A 22,322-nucleotide genomic window follows, 5' to 3' on the forward strand; every position below is an offset into this window, starting at 1 on the left:
GCGCCGTTGTCAGAGTTCGTCTTTGTCCCGGCCGTACAGCACGGCTTGCGGGTCCGGCTCGGCGAGTACGTCCTTGACCTGCCATTCCGCCCCCAGCGCCCCCGGTCGCGTCCAGAAGGTATCGGTTTCCAACACACTCAACGTGCCGGCCGCGCGCAAGCCGCTGACCAGCACGCTGGGCGAAGGCGACGAGTCGACACTCAGCAGTCGCGTCTCGTCCGCCGTGAAACCCGGCACATACTTCAGGAGCGCACCGCCGCGACACGCCAGGTAGACACTCTCGGCGACCGGACGGTTACTGCGGATGATGTCCAGGTACAGGCGCAGATCATTTTTGTCGGCAAAATTGTCCAGCAACCGCTGATCCAGCGCCGATAGATTCAGGCCCAAAGGGATGACTTTGTAAAACGCCTGGAGCGCTTTGATGGTGTAGAAGAACAGCGGGTGATCGGGGGTGATATCAAAGCCGAGATGACCGAACCAGAACAGCTGTGAAATCGTGTCCACCAACCACGCACGGTGATCCTCCACCGGCTCAAGCGCCACGAGCCCCCGCGCCTTTGGCGGCGCCAGCACGGCGCCGAGGTATTCGCGGCCCTTGAAGCCGCCCAGCTGTTTTTCGGCCCAGCGCGCAGCGTCGTCGGCATGACCGAACAGCGGCCCGCAAAAGGACAGGAAGTGTGGGTTGTCCTGGGCGGGCCAGGGCGCGGCCTTGGGTTGCCACTGCGCGGTGACGCTTTGTTCCTTGCCCCACACCGTGCTCCTGACACGCACATACAAGTCGCCCTTGGTCGCGAGCCCGCGCACGTAGTCGGCGACGCTGGAGGCGCCTTCGAGCAACTGCGGTCCGAGCGTTCGGGCCTCGCTGCTCAGCGCTTGCCCCTCGTGCTTTCGCAAGGAATACCTCAGCAGCGCGCCGTCGGCGCACAGCAGGTAGAGCGGCAGGGCACCGTTGCCGGCCAGGTTGCTGAGAAAATTGACCGCGCCGGCCAGTACCTGGGGCGAGAAGAAACTCAGCGCCATGTCATCGCTCGCCGGCGCAATCGCCACGGTGGAGGCGCACAGATACAAGCCATCCAGCGTATACCCCTGGGGCAACAGGCCATCGACGAAGACCTGTTCGAAACGCGTGTAATCGGCGCGCACCAGCGGCAAGGTCGTCATGTACAGGTTTTTCCGCGCATCCTTGAGTACATAACCGAACTGCACCTGTGCCTGGGGCGACGACACTCGCTGCACATGACGCACGGCGTCGTAAGCCTGGGTAAAGAGCGGACCGCACGGCGCATCGGCAAACACCTGCTTGATCGCCAGCGCCGCGACCTCGGCCAAGTCCGGCACGAACGGCCCGCTCAACCGTCGCGGGTGGCCCCACAGGCGGTTGCCGTTGACCACCCGCAGATCGCCGGCCTTCGCCACCTGCGTGACGAAGTCGACCGGGAGCAGCGTTCCGCTGCGCAGTTGCCGTTCGACTTCATTGTCGGCCACATCCCCCCTGACCAGGTTCAACGGCGCCAACGTCAGCTTGAGCGCCTCCTCCTCCGCCGACCCCGTCAGTTGATAACGCAGGATGCCCCCCTCGGGGCCAAACACATATTCGCGCTTGATGTGGACTTCACGGAACAGCAGGTTCGACAGCACGCTCGTGGGCAACATGCTCTGGTAGACCGCCTTTTGCGTGGCCGAAAACAGTATCTGTGTCTCTTGCTTGAGCACCGAGCGGTAACGCGCGACGATGATACTTCCCGGCGGGTACAGCCCTTGCGCGATCGCCGGATCGGGATAAATCCAGTTCAGCGCAAAGCCCTGGCGCGGCACCACCAGCGGATCAGTCGCGACGAACACACCATCGGGCAGCCTGAGCAGGACGCCGCCATAGGTGCGGCGCCGGCCCTCACCGACAATGCCCGCGGCATACCGTGCCGCATCGTCCGGGTTGGCAAACGCGGGCCCCACGCGACGGCGGGTCAGGTGTTCGTAACCCGTCCAGGTGCGCGACACCCGCCCTTGCTGGTCCCAGCATTGGCTGGTACGCACCACGTAGAGCTCGCCGCTGTTGGCCCACTCCCTGACAAAGGTCTGCGTCGTCTTTTCACCGGAGGCCAATGCGCTGGCGGCCTGTTCAAAGGCACTTTCCACCGGCCCGCCGCCGCCCACGCGAAATGGCAGCGCGACGAATCTCAACAGGGCCCCCTCCTGCGTTGAAAAGTACACCGGCAGGTTTCTACCGCCGTTGTACTTCACCCCTCTGCGCTGGCTCTGGTACAGCGCCTCGTACAACACCATCGGCATCACAAAATAGCGGGTCAGCCAGGCACTGGATGGCGACAGCCCGGTCGGTTGCCATTGCTGCGAACGAAACAGCCCGCAGAGCGAAAACCCAGCGGGAAACCGATAGTCATTGTCTTCTGTCGGTGCAAACACGCTGTTGAGATTGAACAGCTTGACCCGTTCATTGACGCCCACCACCTCGGTGGCCAGGTACAACGCCTTGTCCCGGTGCTTGAGGATAAACGCAAAGTACGCCTGCTCCGGCAGGTTGCGCCCATGGACCCGCGCATGCAGATCGCGGGCGGCTTCGTCTGCCGTGCCGAACAGCGCGCCATAGGTCACATAGTCGGGAGCGCCGGTTCTGGGCGCGTACTCGAAAGAGGGCGTCCAGTCTTTGTAGATCGGCGAACGCGGGCCCCATAACACATTGCCTTGGATCACCCGCAAGTCACCCGCCTCAGCCAACCGGGTGACCCACAGCGAGGGTTTGAACAGACCGCTGTCCAACCGTTTTTGCAGCACGCTGCCGGCCGGTTGCGGCGCAGCGCCGGCAGACACCAATGCCTCATGCGTGGAGCCGCTCGGGGTGTACGCCAGCAGGCAGTCCTCGGCAGCCGACATATACGCCGGGCGCCCCGACTGGATCACATCGTAGATTTGGGCGGTGCCAAAAATCTGCAGGTTGATGAGGGCGTCTTCGCGCGTCCAGTTGCGCTGCTTGACCCAGCCGGGGTCGACCATCGACAGCGCCGGGTGGGAGCCGTAGCGGCCGTGAATCGCGTAAGCCTCGGGAGGGATCAACGGACCGGGTAGCTCCGTCGGAAAAAACAGCCTGAGGGCAAACGGGTTGGCGTCGCTGGCCAGGGGCTGGGTGATAAAGAAGCGGCCTTCTTTGTCCTTGAGTACATAGCCGCCGTAGGTTCGCTCGCGCCTTGGGCCGATCTGCTCGTGGGCATACACCGCTGCGTCGTGGGCAGAAATAAAGGGCGGGCTCAATACCGCCGGATAGAAACCGCTCAACACCGTCGAACGGTTGTCCAGCGGGCCGACGACACGCCAGAGCAAGCCGGCCTGGACCACTGACACCGACGTCGCGGCAATCACCCGGCGCACATAGTCACGCGGGCTGAGGCTGCCGGCCTTCAGCGCGGCCTGGGCGCCATTGTCACCGAGCACGCCATCGTTGCCGGTGTTGACCAGCGCGCCGGCATCACTGGGCGCTGGCACCTTGAGTTCAAGCAGTGCGTCATCCGAGGTTTCGATGTAAAGGCGCAAGCCTCGGCTTTTGTTCTGTATGTCCCGGGTCGCTTCTGACTGCACGATGGCCGCCACCAGCTCCGCAGGGGTCGGGAATGTGGCATACAACCAGGACTCGTTTTCGGGGATGTCCGTTGGCGCGGCTTTAGAGCGGTAGTAGAGGGCTTCGAGCCGAAAGTTGGAGGGCAGCTTCAGTTTGCCGGAGGCTTGCTCGGGGAAGAGCCCGGTGGCCGAGAACAATGCCCTGGGCGCGAGCTCGGGGTAGGTCGCGATGTAACTTTCGCTTTGGGTGTGTTTCAGTACAAAGCCGAAGGCATACTCGCCAGCCGCCGACGCCGACAGGGCTAGGGCCGCCATCACGGCCAATTCAGGCTGTGCGAATACCTGGGTGAAAAATGGTTGCTCCTGGGTCACTTGCGTCACGGCGGCATTGACTCTCCAACCCCGCTTCATCTGCCCACGCACGCCTCCCCATTGGCGGTTGGGCACCACTACCCGCAGGTCGCCGGCATCGGCGGTCATCCAGATCAATGACTCCCGATCCGCAGAAGCCGGGAACGGCTCCTCGCCGAGAAGGCGCTTTCTCAGCAGGACCTCCGCCGCCGAACCCGAGGTTGTGTACTTAAGCAGCGAGCCCTCGGGGCCGCACAAATAATGAGCGCGGACCGAGCTGCGATGCTCAATGATAAAACTCAGGTCCGCAGGCGAAAAAAAACTGATCATCATCGAAGCATGATCATCGCTAATCCCGGGGTTTCTCGCTTTCACCTGCTCCAGGTTCGGCGGGTGAGAATGGTAAAGCGCCTCGCAACTGTAGCCGTTGGGCGCGATGAAGTTGTCGTCGGCATCCGTGGCCAGCAAGATCCGATGATCGAAGGTCAACTGCTGGTCAGCGATTGGCGTCGTGGCGAAGTAGCGGTTGCCTTGTTTAAGAATGGCACCCCCGTATTCCTTGTCGGCCACCGAGTAGTCGATCCGCTCATAAGCCCAACGGGCGGCATCGTCGGCCGACATAAACAACGGGCTGAGCGCCGGAAGGACCGGTATATGTCCAGGGGTTTGTTGCGGCAGTTCCGTAAAGTCATTCATGTTTCACCTCATCGAAGAAAGCGTGCGTCCTGGCAAATAATCGCCGTGACGCACCCCTTCAAAGATGGAGTACACCGCTCGTTCAGAGACGGTAGATAGGTATGACTTATTTAGGCCCTGTACGAAAAGTACTGTCACAAACACCCAATCGCACACGCCAGTGAGGCCATTACTGCATCGCATTTCGCGAGCTTGTCAAAGCGCGTATCGATGTGGCGGCTCTCCCGTGTATTGAATGCAAAGCGCGAATCCCGGAAGACCCGGACAGCAGCGTGGCACCGCATATTCATGCCCTCTTTCGGGGCTCCCGCCTGCACGACCCTGCGACCGCGAGCCAAAGCGGTGCACCGGGCTTGCCCGCGACACCCTGCGTGACGATTTAAGTGGAGGTTTCGGGCCTTAGGCACAGGCCTTGCTATGCACTCTTCAGCTTCCAACTCTGCCACTAAAAAAATCAAATCCCCGGAGATCGCACCATGAAGCGTCGTAGTTTGCTCAAGGCTTTCACCCTATCGGCATCGATTGTCGCCATGGGCATGACCTGGACCGTGCAGGCCGCCGAGACCATCAAGGTCGGCATCCTGCATTCGTTGTCCGGCACCATGGCCATCTCCGAAACCTCGCTCAAAGACATGGCGTTGATGACCATCGACGAGATCAACGCCAAGGGCGGTGTGAACGGCAAGATGCTGGAACCGGTGGTGGTAGACCCGGCGTCGAACTGGCCGCTGTTCGCGGAAAAAAGCCGGCAGTTGCTGACCCAGGACAAGGTCGCCGTGGTATTCGGCTGCTGGACCTCGGTGTCGCGCAAATCGGTGTTGCCGGTGTTCGAAGAACTCAACGGCCTGCTGTTCTACCCGGTGCAATACGAAGGCGAAGAGATGTCGCCGAACGTGTTCTATACCGGTGCAGCGCCGAACCAGCAGGCGATCCCGGCGGTGGAATACCTGATGAGCGAAGAAGGCGGCAGCGCCAAGCGCTTCTTCCTGCTGGGCACCGACTACGTGTACCCGCGCACCACCAACAAGATCCTGCGCGCGTTCCTGCATTCCAAAGGCGTCGCGGATAAAGACATCGAAGAGGTCTACACCCCGTTCGGCCACGCCGATTACCAGACCATCGTCGCCAACATCAAGAAATTCTCGGCGGGCGGCAAGACCGCGGTGATCTCCACCGTGAACGGCGACTCCAACGTGCCGTTCTACAAAGAGCTGGCCAACCAGGGCCTCAAAGCCACCGACGTACCGGTGGTGGCGTTCTCGGTGGGCGAAGAAGAACTGCGCGGCATCGACACCAAGCCGCTGGTGGGCAACCTCGCCGCCTGGAACTACTTCCAGTCGGTAGAGAACCCGGTGAACACCAAATTCGTCGCCGACTGGAAAGCCTACGCCAAGAAACACAACCTGCCGGGCGCGGACAAAGCCGTGACCAACGACCCGATGGAAGCCACCTACGTGGGCATTCATATGTGGGCGCAGGCGGCGGAGAAGGCCAAGTCCACCGACGTCGACAAAGTGCGTGAAGCCCTCGCCGGCCAGACCTTCGCGGCGCCGTCGGGTTTCACCCTGACCATGGACAAGACCAACCACCACCTGCACAAGCCGGTGATGATCGGTGAGATCCAGGCCGACGGGCAGTTCTCGGTGGTGTGGCAGACCCAGGAACCGATCCGCGCACAGCCATGGAGCCCGTACATTCCTGGCAATGACAAAAAACCTGATTACGCCGTGAAAAGTAACTAAGCCCCGCCACGGCCCCCTGTGGGAGGGGGCTTGCCCCCGATAGCGGTGGATCAGTCAGCACATGCATTGCCTGACCCACCGCTATCGGGAGCAAGCTCCCTCCCACATAAAGCCGATGCGCGCACGATCAGGACATTTTGTTATGCCCACTGCCCTCTACCGCTTGATCCTCACGGCCTTGCTGTTGCTGCCTGTTGCCGCACACGCCGGCGACGCCGAAGACTTCCTCGCCGCCAACCCGACGCAACAAGCCAAACTGCTGCAGGACTGGGCCGCCCAGCCCGACCCGGCGCGCATCGAGCTGGTGGACGCGCTGCAACAAGGCCAACTGACGGTCAACGGTGAAACCAAGACCGTGCGCCTGAACAACCGCCTGCGCGGTCTGATCGACAACGTACAGGCCAGCCTGCAACTGCTCGCCGCCGACCCCAAGGTACGCCTGGCCGCCGCGCAGACCCTGCAAAAAACCGCGCAACCGGCGCAGCTCAAGTTCCTCGACCAGCGTGTCGCCGCCGAAACCGTCGAGGAGGTACACAGCGCCCTCAGCCTGGCCCTGGCCAACCTGCAACTGGTGGACAGCGACCCGCTGGTGCGTTTGGCCGCCGTGCGTCTGCTCGGCAGCACCGGCGACCCGCTGGCGCGCACACGCCTGGAAACCCTGCTCGCCCCCGGCGTGGAAACCGACGCCGCCGTGCATACCGCCGCCGAGACCAGCCTGGCCCAGGTCAAGCGCAAACTGATGCTGGGCGAGCTGCTCGGCCAGGCCTTCAGCGGCATGTCCCTCGGTTCGATCCTGCTGCTCGCGGCCCTGGGCCTGGCGATCACGTTCGGCCTGCTGGGCGTGATCAACATGGCCCACGGCGAGATGCTGATGCTCGGTGCTTATTCCACCTATGTGGTGCAGTTGCTGATGCAGCGCTACGTGCCGCACGCCATCGAGTTCTACCCGCTGATCGCACTGCCGGTGGCGTTTTTCGTCACCGCCGCCATTGGCATGGCCCTGGAGCGCACGGTGATTCGTCACCTGTACGGCCGCCCCCTGGAAACCCTGCTCGCCACCTGGGGCATCAGCCTGATGCTGATCCAACTGGTGCGCCTGGTGTTCGGCGCGCAGAACGTCGAAGTGGCCAACCCCGCCTGGTTGTCCGGCGGCATTCAAGTGCTGCCCAACCTGGTGCTGCCGTACAACCGCATCGTGATCATCGCCTTCGCCCTGTGCGTGGTGGTGTTGACGTGGCTGCTGCTCAACAAGACGCGCCTGGGCCTCAACGTGCGCGCCGTCACCCAGAACCGCAACATGGCCGCCTGCTGCGGCGTGCCCACCGGGCGCGTGGACATGCTCGCCTTTGGCCTGGGCTCCGGCATCGCCGGGCTCGGCGGTGTGGCGCTGAGCCAGATCGGCAACGTCGGCCCCGACCTGGGCCAGAGCTACATCATCGATTCCTTCCTGGTCGTCGTGCTCGGCGGTGTCGGCCAATTGGCCGGTAGCGTGATGGCCGCGTTCGGCCTGGGGATCGCCAACAAGATCCTCGAACCACAGATCGGCGCCGTGCTCGGCAAGATCCTGATCCTTGCGCTGATCATTCTGTTTATCCAGAAACGCCCGCAAGGCCTCTTCGCACTGAAAGGACGGGTGATCGACTGATGAACCAGCCATTGATGCTCACGGCCACGCAAAAGGCCGGCCCCAAGCTGACGATTGCCGTCGGCGCGCTGATCCTCGGCGTGCTGCTGGCGCTGCCGTTGCTGTCGCTGCTGCCAGCGGACAACGCGCTGCATGTCTCGGCCTACACCCTGACGCTGGTGGGCAAGATCCTCTGCTACGCCATCGTCGCCCTCGCGCTCGACCTGGTGTGGGGTTACGCCGGGATGCTGTCCCTCGGCCACGGCCTGTTCTTCGCCCTCGGCGGTTATGCCATGGGCATGTACCTGATGCGCCAGGCCTCCGGCGACGAGTTGCCGGCGTTCATGACCTTTTTGTCGTGGACCGAATTGCCCTGGTACTGGGTCGGCACCGAGCACTTCCTCTGGGCGCTGTGCCTGGTGGTGCTGGCGCCGGGGTTGCTGGCGCTGGTGTTCGGCTTCTTCGCCTTCCGCTCGCGGATCAAGGGCGTGTATTTCTCGATCATGACCCAGGCGCTGACCTTCGCCGGGATGCTGTTGTTCTTTCGCAACGAGACCGGGTTCGGCGGCAATAACGGCTTCACCAACTTCCGCAGCATCCTCGGCTTCGGCATCACCGAACCGGGCACGCGCGCGGTGTTGTTTGCCGCCACCGTGCTGTTGCTGGTGAGCAGCCTGTACATCGGCTGGCGCCTGGCCCGCAGCAAGTTCGGCCGGGTGTTGACCGCCTTGCGCGATGCCGAGAACCGCCTGATGTTCTGCGGCTACGACCCGCGCGGTTTCAAGCTGTTCGTGTGGGTATTGAGCGCGGTGCTGTGCGGCTTGGCGGGGGCGTTGTACGTGCCGCAGGTGGGCATCATCAACCCCAGCGAAATGTCGCCAACCAATTCCATCGAAGCCGCTGTGTGGGTGGCCCTGGGTGGGCGCGGCACCTTGATCGGGCCGCTGCTCGGCGCCGGGGTGGTCAACGGCATGAAGAGCTGGTTCACCGTGGCGTTCCCGGAGTACTGGCTGTTCTTCCTGGGGGCGTTGTTCATCATCGTCACCCTGTATTTGCCCAAGGGTGTGATCGGCCTGTTGAAGAAACAGGGTGAACAATGAGAGTGACTGCGACGGCGGAATTTATGCTCGAACCTATTCTCGACACCGGCAACGGCCGCGATGCGATCGGCATCGGCCAGGCCGCCGGCACGGGCCTCAATACGCGCCACGGCACGATCCTGACCCTGGAAGACATCAGCGTCAGCTTCGACGGTTTCAAGGCACTCAACGCCTTGAACCTCTACATCGGCGTCGGCGAACTGCGCTGCATCATCGGCCCCAACGGCGCCGGCAAAACCACGCTGATGGACGTGATCACCGGCAAGACCCGGCCCAGCCACGGCAACGCCTGGTTCGGTGAAACCCTCGACCTGACCGCGATGAGCGAAGTGCAGATCGCCCAGGCCGGCATCGGCCGCAAGTTCCAGAAGCCCACGGTGTTCGAAGCCTTGAGCGTGTTCGAAAACCTGGAGCTGGCGCAGAAGACCGACAAGTCGGTGTGGGCCAGCCTGCGCGCACGCCTGAGCGGGGAACAGAAGGACCGCATCGATGAAGTGCTCGACACCATCCGCCTCACCGCCTCGGTGCATCGCCCGGCTGGCCTGCTGTCCCACGGCCAGAAACAGTTCCTGGAAATCGGCATGCTGCTGATGCAAGACCCGCAACTGTTGCTGCTCGACGAACCGGTGGCGGGCATGACCGACGCCGAAACCGAATTCACCGCCGAACTGTTCAAGCGCCTGGCGGGCAAGCACTCGCTGATGGTGGTGGAGCACGACATGGGGTTTGTCGGTTCGATTGCCGACCATGTGACCGTGTTGCACCAGGGCAGCGTGCTGGCTGAAGGGTCGCTGGAACAGGTGCAGGAAAACGAGCGCGTGATCGAGGTATACCTCGGGCGCTGAGTTCGCTTTTCTGTAGGAGCGAGCTTGCTCGCGAAAATCGTTAACGATAACGCGGGCAGCCTGAATGCACGCGGCGCCCTCAGGTTTTTCGCGAGCAAGCTCGCTCCTACAGGGAATTGAGGAGGTTTTGAGAATGCTGCAAGTCGACAAGTTGCACCAATACTATGGCGGTAGCCACATCCTGCGCGGGCTTTCATTCGAGGTGCAGGTCGGCGAAGTCACCTGCCTGCTCGGCCGTAACGGCGTGGGCAAGACCACCCTGCTCAAGTGCCTGATGGGCCTGTTGCCCGCCAAAGAGGGCGCGGTGAACTGGGAAGGCAAGGCCATCACCGGTTTCAAGCCACACCAGCGCGTTCACGCCGGGATCGCCTACGTGCCCCAGGGCCGCGAGATTTTCGGGCGGCTGACGGTGGAAGAAAACCTGCTGATGGGCCTGTCGCGCTTTCCCGGCGCCGAGGCCAGGGAAGTGCCGGGGTTTATCTACGAACTGTTCCCGGTGCTGCTGCAAATGAAGCACCGCCGCGGGGGCGATTTGTCCGGCGGCCAGCAACAGCAACTGGCGATCGGCCGCGCCCTGGCCAGCCGGCCGCGCCTGTTGATTCTCGATGAGCCGACCGAAGGTATCCAGCCGTCGGTGATCAAGGAAATCGCGGCGGTGATCAAGAAGCTTGCGGCCCGTGGCGACATGGCGATCCTGTTGGTGGAGCAGTTCTACGACTTTGCCGCCGAACTGGCCGACCAATACCTGGTGATGTCACGCGGAGAAATCGTCCAGCAAGGCCGTGGCGAAAATATGGAACGCGACGGTGTGCGCGGTCTCGTAACCATCTAATCTGTAGCGTCCTAACGATAAGCACACGCCATGAACCTGCCCGTTTCCACTGCCCTGTTCACCCCCAGCTGGCACGCCGAGCTGGAACTCGGCTATGCGCGTTTCGGCGCCACCACGCGCCCGGTGATGCGCCGCCACCTCGGCCCGCTGCGCGTGCAGAAACACCTGTACGCCGAAGGTCCCGAGGTGTGCCAGCACATCATCGTGCATCCGCCCGGTGGCATTGCCGGCGGCGACCGCCTGGACATCCGCGCCCACGTCGCCGCGAGCGCCTGGGCGCAATTGACCAGCCCTGGCGCGGCCAAGTGGTACCGCGCCAGCGGCCCGGCGTTTCAGCAACTGGAGCTGAGCGTCGAGGCCGGCGCCACCCTGGAATGGCTGCCTCAGGAAACCATCGTGTTCAGCGCCGCCCAGGCCGAACTCAGCACACGCATCGCGCTGCACGGCGATGCGCGGCTGTTGTACTGGGACGTGGTCGCCCTGGGCCGCCCGGCCAGCGGCGAGCGCTTCGACCTCGGGCACTTTCAATCGCACCTGGATATCCGCCGCGACGGCCAGTTGCTCTGGCACGAACGCCAGCGCATTGTGGGCGACGATGGCTTGCTCGACTCACCGATCGGCCTGGACGGACAACCGGTATTCGCCACCCTGTTGCTGACCGGTGATATCGAGCCTGAATTACTCGAACACTGCCGCGCCCTGCCCCACGCCGTGCGCGGCGACCTGACCCAACTGCCCGGCTTGCTGGTCGCCCGCTGCCTGGCCAGCGAGGCGCTGCTGGCGCGGGGCTGGTTGATTGATTTATGGCGGCTGTTGCGCCCAGCGGTGCTGGGCCGAGAGGCCGTGGCACCGCGAATCTGGAGCACATGAAGATCAAAATGTGGGAGGGGGCTTGCCCCCGATGGCGGTGGGTCAGTTACAGATGCATTGCCTGACACTCTGCTATCGGGGGCAAGCCCCCTCCCACACTTGATCTCCATTGTATTTAAGAATGCATTTTATGAAGGACCTTGAACCATGGACCTGACCCCACGGGAAAAAGACAAACTGCTGATCTTCACCGCAGGCCTCGTCGCCGAACGGCGCCTGGCGCGCGGCGTGAAGCTCAACTACCCGGAAACCATCGCCTACATCTCCGCCGCGCTGATGGAAGGCGCCCGCGACGGCCGTACCGTGGCCGACCTGATGCACTTTGGCACCACCCTGCTCAGCCGCGACCAGGTGATGGAAGGCATCCCGGAGATGATCCCGGATATCCAGGTGGAAGCCACCTTCCCCGATGGCACCAAACTGGTGACCGTCCACCAACCCATCGCGTGAGGCCCAGCCATGATTCGTGATGCAACCGAGCAAGACCTGCCAGCGATCCGCGACATCTACAACGACGCGGTGCTGAACACCACGGCGATCTGGAACGAGCAACTGGTGGACCTGGCGAACCGCCAGGCCTGGTTCACTGCGCGCCAGGCGCAGCGCTACCCGATTCTGGTCGCCGTCGACAACGACGAAGTGACGGGCTACGCCTCGTTCGGCGACTGGCGCCCCTTCGAAGGCTATCGCTACAGCGTCGAGCACTCGGTCTACGTGCGCAACGATCAACGCGGCAAAGGCCTCGGCCCGCGCCTGATGCAAGCCCTGATCGAACGCGCGCGCGCCGGCGGTAAACACGTGATGGTCGCCGCCATTGAAAGCGGCAACCAGGCCTCGCTCCGCCTGCACGAACGCCTGGGTTTCAGCACCACCGGGCAGATGCCGCAAGTGGGCATCAAATTCGGCCGCTGGCTCGACCTGACCTTTATGCAACTGACCTTGAATCCGGGCGCCGAACCGCCCCAGGAGTGAGATCGATGAACGCCGCGCAACTGCGTCGAGTCAATGCTGAAAGTTTTGCCCACTATCGCCAGGGCTTGATCGAGCTGTTGCTGGATGCGGTCAGGCACGGCGCGTCGATCGGCTTCATGGCCGACTTCGATGAGGCCCAGGCCCGCGCGTATTTGCACGGCGTGCAAGCGAGCATCGAAGACGCCAGCCTGTTGCTGTGGGTGGTGGTGCGCGACGAGCGCGTGATCGCCAGCGTGCAACTGGCGCTGTGCCAGAAAGCCAACGGTCTGAACCGCGCCGAAGTGCAAAAACTGCTGGTCCACAGCAGCGCCCGCCGCCACGGCCTGGGCCACCAGTTGATGCACGCCCTGGAACTCGCCGCGCGCCAACACAAGCGCGGCCTGCTGTACCTGGACACCGAAGCCGGCTCCGAGGCCGAAGCCTTCTACCAGGCGCTGCGCTACACCAAGGTCGGTGAACTGCCCGATTACTGCCAAAGCCCGGACGGGCGCTACAGCCCGACCGCCATCTACTACAAGACCCTGGGGCAACCTGCATGATTCCTGGTGAATTTCAGATCCAGCCTGGCGACATCGAACTCAACGTCGGCCGCCGCACCGTCAGCCTGAGCGTGGCCAACAGCGGCGACCGGCCGATCCAGGTGGGCTCGCACTATCACTTTTTCGAGACCAATGACGCGCTGACCTTCGACCGTGCATTGAGCCGCGGCATGCGCCTGAATATCCCGGCGGGCACCGCGGTGCGGTTTGAGCCGGGGCAGAGCCGTGAGGTCGAGTTGGTCGACTTCGGCGGTGGGCGGCGGGTGTTTGGGTTTGCCGGGCGGATCATGGGCGATCTTTAGGGCCTCATCGGGGGCAAGCCCCCTCCCACAGTTGGAATGCATTCCCATGTGGGAGGGGGCTTGCCCCCGATAGCTGACTCACATTCAACATAAATTTTTCAGGGCAACCACACATGAAAATCAGCCGCCAAGCCTACGCCGACATGTACGGCCCCACCGTCGGCGACAAGGTCCGCCTGGCCGACACCGAGTTGTTCGTCGAAGTGGAGCAGGACTTCACCGTCTATGGCGAAGAGGTCAAATTCGGCGGCGGCAAGGTCATCCGCGATGGCCAGGGCCAGAGCCAATTGCTCGCCCATGAAGTGGTCGACACGTTGATCACCAACGCGCTGATCATCGACCACTGGGGCATCGTCAAGGCCGACGTCGGCCTCAAGAACGGTCGCATCCACGCCATCGGCAAGGCCGGCAACCCGGATATCCAGCCCGGCGTGACCATGGCCATCGGCGCCAGCACCGAAGTGATCGCCGGTGAAGGCATGATCCTCACCGCCGGCGGCATCGACAGCCACGTGCATTTCATCTGCCCGCAGCAGATCGAAGAAGCGCTGACCAGCGGCGTCACCACCCTGATCGGCGGCGGCACCGGCCCGGCCACCGGCACCAACGCGACCACCTGCACCTCCGGCCCGTGGCACCTGGCGCGCATGCTGCAGGCCAGCGACTCGTTCCCGATGAACATCGGTTTCACCGGCAAGGGCAACGCCAGCCTGCCGGAGCCGTTGATCGAACAGGTCAAGGCCGGCGCCATCGGTTTGAAGCTGCATGAAGACTGGGGCACCACGCCCGCGAGTATCGACAACTGCCTGAACGTCGCCGACCAATACGATGTGCAGGTGGCGATTCACAGCGACACCCTCAACGAGTCCGGCTTCGTCGAAACAACGCTGGCCGCGCTCAAGGGCCGCACCATCCACACCTACCACACCGAAGGCGCCGGCGGCGGCCATGCACCGGACATCATCAAGGCCTGCGGCTTCCCCAACGTGCTGCCCAGCTCGACCAACCCGACCCGGCCGTTCACGCGCAACACCATCGACGAGCACCTGGACATGTTGATGGTCTGCCATCACCTCGACCCGAGCATCGCCGAAGACGTGGCCTTCGCCGAAAGCCGCATCCGCCGCGAGACCATCGCCGCCGAAGACATCCTGCACGACCTCGGCGCGTTCTCGATGATCAGCTCCGACAGCCAGGCCATGGGCCGCGTCGGCGAAGTGATCACGCGCACCTGGCAAACCGCCGACAAGATGAAAAAACAGCGCGGCGCCCTGCCCGGCGACGGCCCTGGCAACGACAACTTCCGGGCCAAGCGCTACATCGCCAAGTACACCATCAACCCGGCGATCACCCACGGCATCAGCCATATCGTCGGCTCCATCGAAGTCGGCAAATGGGCTGATCTGGTGCTGTGGCGGCCGGCGTTCTTCGGCATCAAGCCGACGCTGATCCTCAAGGGCGGCGCGATTGCCTCAAGCCTGATGGGCGATGCCAACGCCTCGATTCCCACGCCGCAGCCGGTCCACTACCGGCCGATGTTCGCCAGCTTCGGCAGCGCCCTGCACGCCACCAGCCTGACCTTTATCAGCCAGGCCGCCGCGGACGCCGGCTTGCCGCAAACCTTGGGCCTGAAGAAGCAGATTGCGGTGGTCAAAGGCTGCCGCGACGTGCAGAAAACCGACCTGATCCACAACGACTACCTGCCGCACATCGAGGTGGACCCGCAGACGTATCAGGTCAAGGCCGACGGCGTGTTGCTGTGGTGTGAGCCGGCGGATGTGCTGCCGATGGCGCAGCGCTACTTTCTGTTCTGACGCGCCCTACGCCACGCTGGCGCGGCGCCCTATCGCCGGGAGGGAGTGGGGCTTGAGCGTGGGCCATGAATAGCGCCTCATTGTAAAAATGAGCAGCTTATTCATGGCCCCCACGGGCCTGGGCCGAACTCTGCAAGACAGTCGCCCGGGTGGGTCAGGCGTTCCAGCCTTTGCGCGGATCGAAGGCGGCGCTGTCGGCCAGCGCCTTCCACAACCCGAGCACCTCCGCGGTGGCTTCTTTGGGCATCACCACTTTGAGCTGGATGAACAGGTAACCGCGCTGGCCACTCTTGTTCAGCAGGCCATGGCCCTTGGCGCGCATGCGCTGGCCGTTCTGGCTGCCGGCCGGGACCTTGAGGTTGATCTTGCCGGTCAGGGTCGGCACCGCGACTTCGGTGCCCAACGCCAGCTCCCACGGTGCCACCGGTACGGTGATCACCAGGTTTTCGCCTTCGACCTCGAACTTGGGGTGCGGCGCGAACTTGACGATCAGGTACAGATCACCATTGGCCCCGCCACCAACGCCCGGCGCGCCCTGACCCTTGAGGCGGATGCGCTCGCCGTCGGTCACCCCGGCAGGGATCTTCACGTTCAGGCTCTTGGTGGTGTTGCTGACATGCCGGCCCGAGGCGTCGTATTGCGGCACCTGGAAGCTGATCTGCTTGGACTCGGTCGACAGCGTCTCCTCAAGAAACACCGACAGTTGCATCTCCACATCCTGGCCCTTGCGCCCGGTACTGCGGCGCTGACCGCCACCGAACGCATCGCCGCGCCCGCCGAAGATCGAACTGAAGAAGTCCGAGAAGTCGCCCGTGTCCTGGCCGCCGCCATAGCCGCCACGGCTCTGCCAGCCCGGTGGGCCCTGGAACGGCTGGCCGTGCTGGCCGTATTTGCGCAGCTCGTCGTACTCGGCACGCTTGTCGGCACTTTTCAGCGCTTCATAGGCTTCGGACGCGTCCTTGAACTTGGCTTCGGCGTCTTTTTCCTTGCTCACGTCCGGGTGATATTTGCGCGCCAGCTTGCGATAGGCGGCCTTGATTGCCTTGTCGTCCGCTGTCGGCTCCACGCCAAGGATCTTGTAATAGTCTTTAAAGTCCATCTGGGGGGTCACCCTCCGTCATCGATATCGCACAGCCAAGGGCACAGCATGCGCCGGTTTGCAGCGTTTGGATTGACTGAACTCAATCCCAAGCCGATGGATGCGTCTAAGTAGTTTATCGGCACCGCACGAATAACCTTGCAGCCGCCGACCGTATGCTGGACAAGTTGGGGGCAAACCCCGCTCTTTCAAGGCGCGCCGCCGGCTATTTAACAGATCGTCGGCCTACGCATCTGCACGCGGGTGGCATACACTGCGCGGCCGTTTTTCAACCGGAACCCGATAGACATGAAAAACCCATCCCCAGCCCGTGCCTGCGGCATCGACTTCGGCACGTCCAACTCCACCGTCGGCTGGATTCGCCCCGGCATGGAAACGCTTATCGCGCTGGAGGACGACAAAATCACCTTGCCGTCGGTGGTGTTCTTCAACTTCGAGGAGCGCCGCCCGGTCTACGGTCGCCTGGCGCTGCACGAATACCTGGAGAACTACGAAGGCCGGCTGATGCGCTCGCTCAAGAGCCTGCTGGGTTCCAAGCTGATCAAGCACGACACCAGCGTGCTGGGCACCGCGATGCCGTTCACCGACTTGCTCGCGCTGTTTATCGGCCAACTCAAGAGCCGCGCCGAAGCCACCGCCGGCCGCGAGTTCGAAGAAGTGGTACTGGGCCGCCCGGTGTTTTTCGTCGATGACGACCCGATGGCCGACCAGGAAGCCGAGAACACCTTGGTCGACGTGGCGCGCAAGATCGGCTTCAAGGACATCTCGTTCCAGTACGAACCGATCGCCGCGGCCTTCGACTACGAGTCCACCATCGAAAAAGAAGAGCTGGTGCTGATTGTCGACATCGGCGGCGGTACCTCGGACTTCTCGCTGGTGCGCCTGTCGCCGGACCGTCGCCACAACGACAACCGCCACGACGACATCCTTGCCACCGGCGGCGTACACATCGGCGGTACCGACTTCGACAAACAACTCTCGCTGGCCGGCATGATGCCGCTGTTCGGCTACGGCAGCCGCATGAAAAGCGGCGCGTACATGCCCACCAGCCATCACATGAACCTGGCCACCTGGCACACCATCAACTCGGTGTACTCGCAAAAATCCCAGTTGGCCCTGGGCAGCATGCGCTACGACATCGAAGACACCGGCGGCATCGACCGCCTGTTCAAGCTGATCGAACAGCGGGCCGGGCACTGGTTGGCGATGGAAGTCGAAGAAACCAAGATCCAGCTGACCCACGAAGACAGCCGCCATGTACTGCTCGACCGGGTTGAGCCGGGCTTGAGCGTGGACCTGAGCCGCACGTTGTTCGAATCGGCCATCGACGGGCTGCTGGAGCGCGTGCGCAACAGCGTCACCCAATTGCTCAGCGACGCGTCGGTGGATGTGGCGCAGGTGGACACGGTGTTCTTTACCGGCGGTTCCAGCGGCATTCCGGCGCTGCGCCACAGCATCTCGGCGATGCTGCCGAATGCGCGGCATGTGGAAGGGAATATCTTCGGCAGTATCGGCAGCGGGTTGGCGATCGAGGCCAGCAAGCGCTACGGCAGCTGATACCGTCGCACCGCCCCCCTGTAGGAGCGAGCTCGCTCGCGAAAAACCCAAGAGCACCGCGCGCCGTCAGACAGCCCGCATTATCGTTGGCGTCCTTCGCGAGCAAGCTCGCTCCTACAGCAGAGCAGTGTGCTCCCTCCTCAGACCATCCCGCCGAGCTTCAGCTCACTCTTCAGGTACGCATAGTAAATCGGCCCCGCCACCACCCCCGGCAGGCCGAACGCGGCTTCGAATACCAGCATCGCCAACAACAATTCCCACGACTTGGCACTGATCTGCCCGCCGACGATGCGCGCGTTGAGGAAGTACTCGACCTTGTGGATCACGATCAAATACCCCAGCGCCGCCACCGCGACCCAGATCGACAGCGACAGCGCGACGATGGTGATCAGGGTGTTGGACATCAGGTTGCCGATCACCGGCAGCAGGCCGAGCAGGAAGGTCAGCACGATCAGGGTCTTGGTCAGCGGCAGGTGAATCCCGCACAGCGGCAGCACCACGGCGAGGAACACGGCGGTAAACACGGTGTTGAGGGCGGCGATCTTGATTTGCGCGAAGACGATGTTGCGAAACGCCTGGACCAACAGGTGCAGACGATCGAACAGCACGGCAGCCAGGGGTTTGCGCTTGGTCAAGTCGGGGATGCGCTGCAGCGCCATGATCGCGCCGAGCACCATGCCGATCAGCAGGGTGACGAACATGTGGGCGGCATCTTTGCCCACCAGTTGCAGATCGCTGAGGTGTTTGCTGGTCCAGTCGCCGATGGCCACCCGGAATTCGGCGGCGCTGGCGGGCAGGTAAGCGTCGAGGAACGGCGGCAGTTGGCCGCGCGCGCGGTCGACCACGCCCATGAATTTGTCGAGGGAGGCCCCGGGGTTTTCCGCTTCGTGGAGCAGGAAGCTGATGGCGCCGGCAAAGATCAGGGTCAATACGCTGACGATCAGGGTGCCGAGCAAGGCCACGGCCAGCCAGCGCGCACGCCGACCTTCGATCAGCCGTTGCAGTTGAGGGGTAAGCATGTTGACCAGTTCAAATACCAACAGCCCGGCCAGCAGGCTGGGCAGCAACTTCAACGGCAGAACCAGCAGTAACCCGCCGAAAATAATGATGTAACTGGCCAGCAATAACACGTGACGCTGAGAAAACGTTGGCATACAGCCTCAAAACGAACGGCGTTAAAGGATGGGCAGTCTGCCAGCCTTGGGGGAATCAAGCGAGTGGATCGGTAGTCAATGCGATCAAGCGTGGGAGCGGGCTGGCCCTTCAGGTAGACCGAGGGGCCCAGCCAGCCGCCCACATTTGATCTTCGGCGAGCGCGAACTCGTGATCAGCCTTTGAGACAGGTGCTCATGAACGTCTTGCGCGCATCGCCGGTCAGCGCCTTGGTTTTCGCCGACGCATTGCAATCTTTCATCTTCTGCTGCTGCGGGGTCAGCGTCTTCGCATCATTGGCGGCGGGCGCCGATAGGCAGGTTTTCATGAACGCTTTGCGCTCGTCGCCTTTGAGCGTCTTGGTGGTGGCCTCGGCATTGCAGGTGGTCATTTTATTTTGCTGGGCGGTAGCGGCAAAGCCTTGGGAACACAGCAGCAGGCCCATCATCAACAACGGAATTCGCAGCATCTTCATGGAGTTTTCTCCCTGTTACCGCGCCGGAGGGCGCGGCCTACCGAGGAGTGTAGCCAAACCTTGTAACATCTTCACCGACTACGGATGTTCGCCCGGCGGTACTGCGCCATACTCCCGTCTCACCAACACCGTGGGTTGTTTTCAATGCAATACGCATATCCCCTGCTGGCCATTTTCATCTGGGCCGGCAACACCGTGGTCAACAAACTGGCCGTGGGTTCGATCTTCCCCGCTGAAATCGGCTTCTACCGCTGGTTGCTCGCGGCGCTGCTGTTTACCCCGTTCATGCTCAAGCCGGTGATTGCCCAGTGGTCGATCATCCGCCCGAACCTGGGCAAGATTTTTATCCTCGGCGTGCTGGGCATGGCGGTGTATCAAAGCCTGGCCTATTACGCCGCGTCGCTGACCAGCGCCACCAACATGGGCATCATCCTGTCGCTGATGCCATTGATGGCGTTGACGGCGGCGATCATCAGCCTCGGCCAACGCCTGACCTTCGGCGCGCTGAGCGGCGCGGTGCTGTCGTTCGCTGGCGTGGCGGTGGTGGTGTCGTCCGGCAGCCTGGGCACGCTGCTGCAACACGGGGTCAACCTGGGCGACGCGATGATGCTGGTCGCCACCCTGGCCTACGCGGTCTACAGCACCTTGCTGAAAAAATGGCAGCTGCGCCTGCCGCCGTCGGTGTTGCTGTATCTGCAGGTGCTGGTGGCCGTGGTGGTGCTGTTTCCGCTGTTTCTGTACTCGGCAAAAGCCGGGTTGGGCTGGGCAAATATTCCGTTGGTGCTGTACGCCTGCCTGTTGGCCTCGATGCTCGCACCATTGGCCTGGATGCACTCGGTGAAAACCCTGGGACCGAGCCGCACCACGTTGTTTTTCAACCTGCTGCCGCTGATTACCGCGCTGATCGCGGCGCTGGTGTTGAAGGAAGCGTTGGCGCTGTATCACTTGGTGGGCGGGCTGCTGACGTTGGGCGGGGTGATTTTGTCGGAGCGCTGGACTACGCCGGTCGGGCGTAAACCGGGCGTTGCCTGAGCTATCGCTATCGGGGGCAAGCCCCCTCCCACATTGGACCGCGTTCGCCCTGGCGCCTCGGTCAACTGTGGGAGGGGGCTTGCCCCCGATGAACGATAACGCGGTGCATCTCCTACACCCCAGCCGCCTTGAGCCTCTGCGCATGCTCGACGAACAAGCGGATCGGCTCCGCGCCTTTGCCCACCAGCCCCAGCGACTGGTTGACGATATCGAAATGGTCGAGGGCGTAGTCATCGCCGATCACCGTGCCCAGGTGTGAGCTGTAGCGCCCGACCATGCCATCGCAGTGGCCTTTCTCGCGCACGAAGCTGCGGGCAAACAAGCGGCAACTGCGATTCGTGCCATCGAGCAGGTTGCGCCCGCGATCGGTCTTACCCGGCTGCAAGGTGCCGGACCACGAGTAATAGCGCACACCATTGACCTCTGCGGCGCCCTGCCCACCCCATGTCGGCGGCAATCCCTGGGGATACTCACGATTGAACACCGCCACACCGGCGCTGGTCAGCGACTGGTGCGAGGCGTGCAGGTCGGCCTTGAAGCGCGGGCCTCGGTAGCCGGTCTCCAGCAGGCTCATGACGGCGGCGACCAGATGAAACAGCGCGCTGACCATCCGGCCTTTGACGCTGCCCCGGGGGTAATGGGTGTGGAAATAATCCGCCAGCTCCGAACCGTGATTGGGCCCGGCCACCGACGTCACCGAGGCGATCCACTGCGGACATTTGGCGGCGGCATAGCGCGCAGTGAGCGAGCCCTGGCTGTGGCCGATCAGGTTGACCTTGTCGGCACCGGTTTCGCGGCGAATCCGCTCGACCTGCGCGAGCAACTGCTCGCCCCGCACCTCGCTGGAATCGAGCGGCGCCACCTGCACCGCAAACACCTGTGCCCCGCCGGCCCGCAACGCCGGGACGATGCCGTACCAGTAGGGAAACAATCCCAAGCGCACAAACCCCAGCATGCCCGGCACCAGCACCAAGGGGTAACGCGTGGCTAACGACTGCGACATGAAGCGAACGTCCTTGATCAAGAAAGGATGAGCGCAGGCTAACCCAATCCGGCGACGGGCTGATGACATCTGCCGGCAAATCCAATAAAACTTTTTGCCCCGCCCACGACTCACAACTTGGAGCGATCACGCCGACAGAGCGTGGCGTAAAACCGGATTAGCCCCAGGAGGTTGAGATGACTGCAGCAAACCTGACTGACGTTGCGACCCTGCGCCAACGCGCCCGCCAGAACGTCGAAAACGGCGCCGTGACCGAAGGCTACGACGCCGACCGCGAAGAGATTATTCGCCTGCTCAATGCCTCGCTGGCCACCGAACTGGTCTGCGTGCTGCGCTACAAGCGTCACTACTTCATGGCCAGCGGCGTGAAGGCGCAGATCGCCGCTGCAGAATTCCTCGAACATGCGACCCAGGAAGCCGAACACGCCGACAAACTCGCCGAACGTATCGTGCAGTTGGGCGGTGAGCCGGAATTCAACCCGGACCTGCTGTCGAAGAACGCCCATGCGCAATATGTGGCCGGCAACAATTTGAAGGAAATGGTCTACGAAGACCTCGTCGCCGAGCGGATTGCGGTCGACAGCTACCGTGGAATCATCCAGTACATCGGTGACAAAGACCCGACCACCCGCCGCCTGTTCGAAGAAATCCTGGCTCAGGAAGAAGAGCATGCGGATGACATGGCGGATATTCTCGAAAGTCTGTAAATGACTGCGCCGAAAAGGGGAAGCGGGTTAGCCAGCTTCC

At 62.9% G+C, this 22,322-nt stretch carries 19 protein-coding genes and 1 pseudogene; 15 read left to right on the forward strand and 5 right to left on the reverse strand.

Annotation, left to right across the window (positions count from 1 at the left end):
- Positions 1 to 9: 9 nt before the first annotated feature.
- The gene (locus tag C5F70_RS21695) at positions 10 to 4,617 is read right to left on the reverse strand and encodes a DUF4329 domain-containing protein (RefSeq protein ID WP_104904030.1); all 4,608 of its coding nucleotides are present in this window, start codon (positions 4,615 to 4,617) and stop codon (positions 10 to 12) included.
- Positions 4,618 to 5,093: 476 nt separating this feature from the next.
- On the opposite strand from C5F70_RS21695, the gene urtA reads away from it, so the two are divergent.
- The 12 genes and pseudogenes from urtA to ureC all read left to right on the forward strand — a co-directional run bounded on the left by urtA (position 5,094) and on the right by ureC (position 15,257).
- Positions 5,094 to 6,359: an urea ABC transporter substrate-binding protein gene (gene urtA, locus C5F70_RS21700; protein ID WP_104904031.1), complete on the forward strand. Its 1,266-nt coding sequence runs from the start codon at positions 5,094 to 5,096 to the stop codon at positions 6,357 to 6,359.
- A 142-nt stretch (positions 6,360 to 6,501) separates the two neighbouring features.
- Positions 6,502 to 8,004, forward strand: coding sequence for an urea ABC transporter permease subunit UrtB (gene urtB, locus C5F70_RS21705; RefSeq protein ID WP_104904032.1), 1,503 nt, complete (start codon positions 6,502 to 6,504; stop codon positions 8,002 to 8,004).
- Positions 8,004 to 9,083, forward strand: a complete 1,080-nt coding sequence (gene urtC, locus C5F70_RS21710) for an urea ABC transporter permease subunit UrtC (RefSeq protein WP_104904033.1) — start codon at positions 8,004 to 8,006, stop codon at positions 9,081 to 9,083. The genes urtB and urtC overlap by 1 nt, the downstream gene beginning before the upstream one ends.
- Positions 9,080 to 9,928, forward strand: coding sequence for an urea ABC transporter ATP-binding protein UrtD (gene urtD, locus C5F70_RS21715; protein ID WP_026140376.1), 849 nt, complete (start codon positions 9,080 to 9,082; stop codon positions 9,926 to 9,928). The genes urtC and urtD overlap by 4 nt, the downstream gene beginning before the upstream one ends.
- Before the next feature lie 24 nt (positions 9,929 to 9,952).
- Positions 9,953 to 10,039, forward strand: a pseudogene (locus C5F70_RS31225) (outer membrane lipoprotein carrier protein LolA); the annotation flags it as partial.
- Between the two features lie 22 nt (positions 10,040 to 10,061).
- Positions 10,062 to 10,760, forward strand: a complete 699-nt coding sequence (gene urtE / locus C5F70_RS21720) for an urea ABC transporter ATP-binding subunit UrtE (RefSeq protein ID WP_017849698.1) — start codon at positions 10,062 to 10,064, stop codon at positions 10,758 to 10,760.
- A gap of 30 nt (positions 10,761 to 10,790) precedes the next feature.
- On the forward strand, positions 10,791 to 11,630 hold the full coding sequence (locus C5F70_RS21725) for an urease accessory protein UreD (RefSeq protein ID WP_104904034.1): 840 nt from the start codon (positions 10,791 to 10,793) through the stop codon (positions 11,628 to 11,630).
- A gap of 147 nt (positions 11,631 to 11,777) precedes the next feature.
- Positions 11,778 to 12,080 (forward strand): urease subunit gamma, encoded by a 303-nt coding sequence (gene ureA, locus C5F70_RS21730; RefSeq protein WP_104904035.1) that lies wholly within the window; start codon positions 11,778 to 11,780, stop codon positions 12,078 to 12,080.
- Positions 12,081 to 12,089: 9 nt separating this feature from the next.
- Complete coding sequence (locus tag C5F70_RS21735; protein ID WP_104904036.1) at positions 12,090 to 12,602, forward strand: GNAT family N-acetyltransferase; 513 nt, start codon at positions 12,090 to 12,092, stop codon at positions 12,600 to 12,602.
- Positions 12,603 to 12,607: 5 nt separating this feature from the next.
- Positions 12,608 to 13,141 (forward strand): GNAT family N-acetyltransferase, encoded by a 534-nt coding sequence (locus C5F70_RS21740; protein WP_017849701.1) that lies wholly within the window; start codon positions 12,608 to 12,610, stop codon positions 13,139 to 13,141.
- Complete coding sequence (locus C5F70_RS21745; protein WP_017849702.1) at positions 13,138 to 13,443, forward strand: urease subunit beta; 306 nt, start codon at positions 13,138 to 13,140, stop codon at positions 13,441 to 13,443. The genes C5F70_RS21740 and C5F70_RS21745 overlap by 4 nt, the downstream gene beginning before the upstream one ends.
- A gap of 113 nt (positions 13,444 to 13,556) precedes the next feature.
- Positions 13,557 to 15,257 carry an urease subunit alpha gene (gene ureC / locus C5F70_RS21750; RefSeq protein ID WP_104904037.1) on the forward strand — a complete coding sequence of 567 codons (1,701 nt, stop codon included), beginning with the start codon at positions 13,557 to 13,559 and terminating at the stop codon, positions 15,255 to 15,257.
- Between the two features lie 154 nt (positions 15,258 to 15,411).
- On the opposite strand, the gene C5F70_RS21755 is transcribed toward ureC, so the two are convergent.
- Complete coding sequence (locus tag C5F70_RS21755) at positions 15,412 to 16,356, reverse strand: DnaJ C-terminal domain-containing protein (protein WP_102618693.1); 945 nt, start codon at positions 16,354 to 16,356, stop codon at positions 15,412 to 15,414.
- A gap of 288 nt (positions 16,357 to 16,644) precedes the next feature.
- Between C5F70_RS21755 and C5F70_RS21760 the strand changes: the two genes are divergently transcribed.
- Entirely contained in the window at positions 16,645 to 17,913 is a 1,269-nt protein-coding gene (locus C5F70_RS21760) for an Hsp70 family protein (RefSeq protein WP_017849705.1), read from the forward strand.
- A 140-nt stretch (positions 17,914 to 18,053) separates the two neighbouring features.
- On the opposite strand, the gene C5F70_RS21765 is transcribed toward C5F70_RS21760, so the two are convergent.
- Positions 18,054 to 19,067, reverse strand: a complete 1,014-nt coding sequence (locus C5F70_RS21765; protein ID WP_017849706.1) for an AI-2E family transporter — start codon at positions 19,065 to 19,067, stop codon at positions 18,054 to 18,056.
- Between the two features lie 173 nt (positions 19,068 to 19,240).
- Positions 19,241 to 19,540, reverse strand: coding sequence for a PsiF family protein (locus tag C5F70_RS21770; protein WP_017849707.1), 300 nt, complete (start codon positions 19,538 to 19,540; stop codon positions 19,241 to 19,243).
- Between the two features lie 144 nt (positions 19,541 to 19,684).
- Between C5F70_RS21770 and C5F70_RS21775 the strand changes: the two genes are divergently transcribed.
- Complete coding sequence (locus C5F70_RS21775) at positions 19,685 to 20,572, forward strand: DMT family transporter (protein ID WP_017849708.1); 888 nt, start codon at positions 19,685 to 19,687, stop codon at positions 20,570 to 20,572.
- Between the two features lie 112 nt (positions 20,573 to 20,684).
- Here C5F70_RS21775 and C5F70_RS21780 read toward each other — a convergent pair whose 3' ends face one another.
- The gene (locus C5F70_RS21780; RefSeq protein WP_017849709.1) at positions 20,685 to 21,575 is read right to left on the reverse strand and encodes a triacylglycerol lipase; all 891 of its coding nucleotides are present in this window, start codon (positions 21,573 to 21,575) and stop codon (positions 20,685 to 20,687) included.
- Positions 21,576 to 21,751: 176 nt separating this feature from the next.
- Here C5F70_RS21780 and C5F70_RS21785 point away from each other — a divergent pair, with 176 nt between their 5' ends.
- Positions 21,752 to 22,282, forward strand: a complete 531-nt coding sequence (locus tag C5F70_RS21785; protein ID WP_046384874.1) for a bacterioferritin — start codon at positions 21,752 to 21,754, stop codon at positions 22,280 to 22,282.
- Positions 22,283 to 22,322 lie beyond the last annotated feature (40 nt).

It is taken from the genome of Pseudomonas sp. LH1G9 (assembly GCF_002949975.1).
In the GTDB taxonomy this organism is placed as follows: Bacteria; Pseudomonadota; Gammaproteobacteria; order Pseudomonadales; family Pseudomonadaceae; genus Aquipseudomonas; species Aquipseudomonas veronii.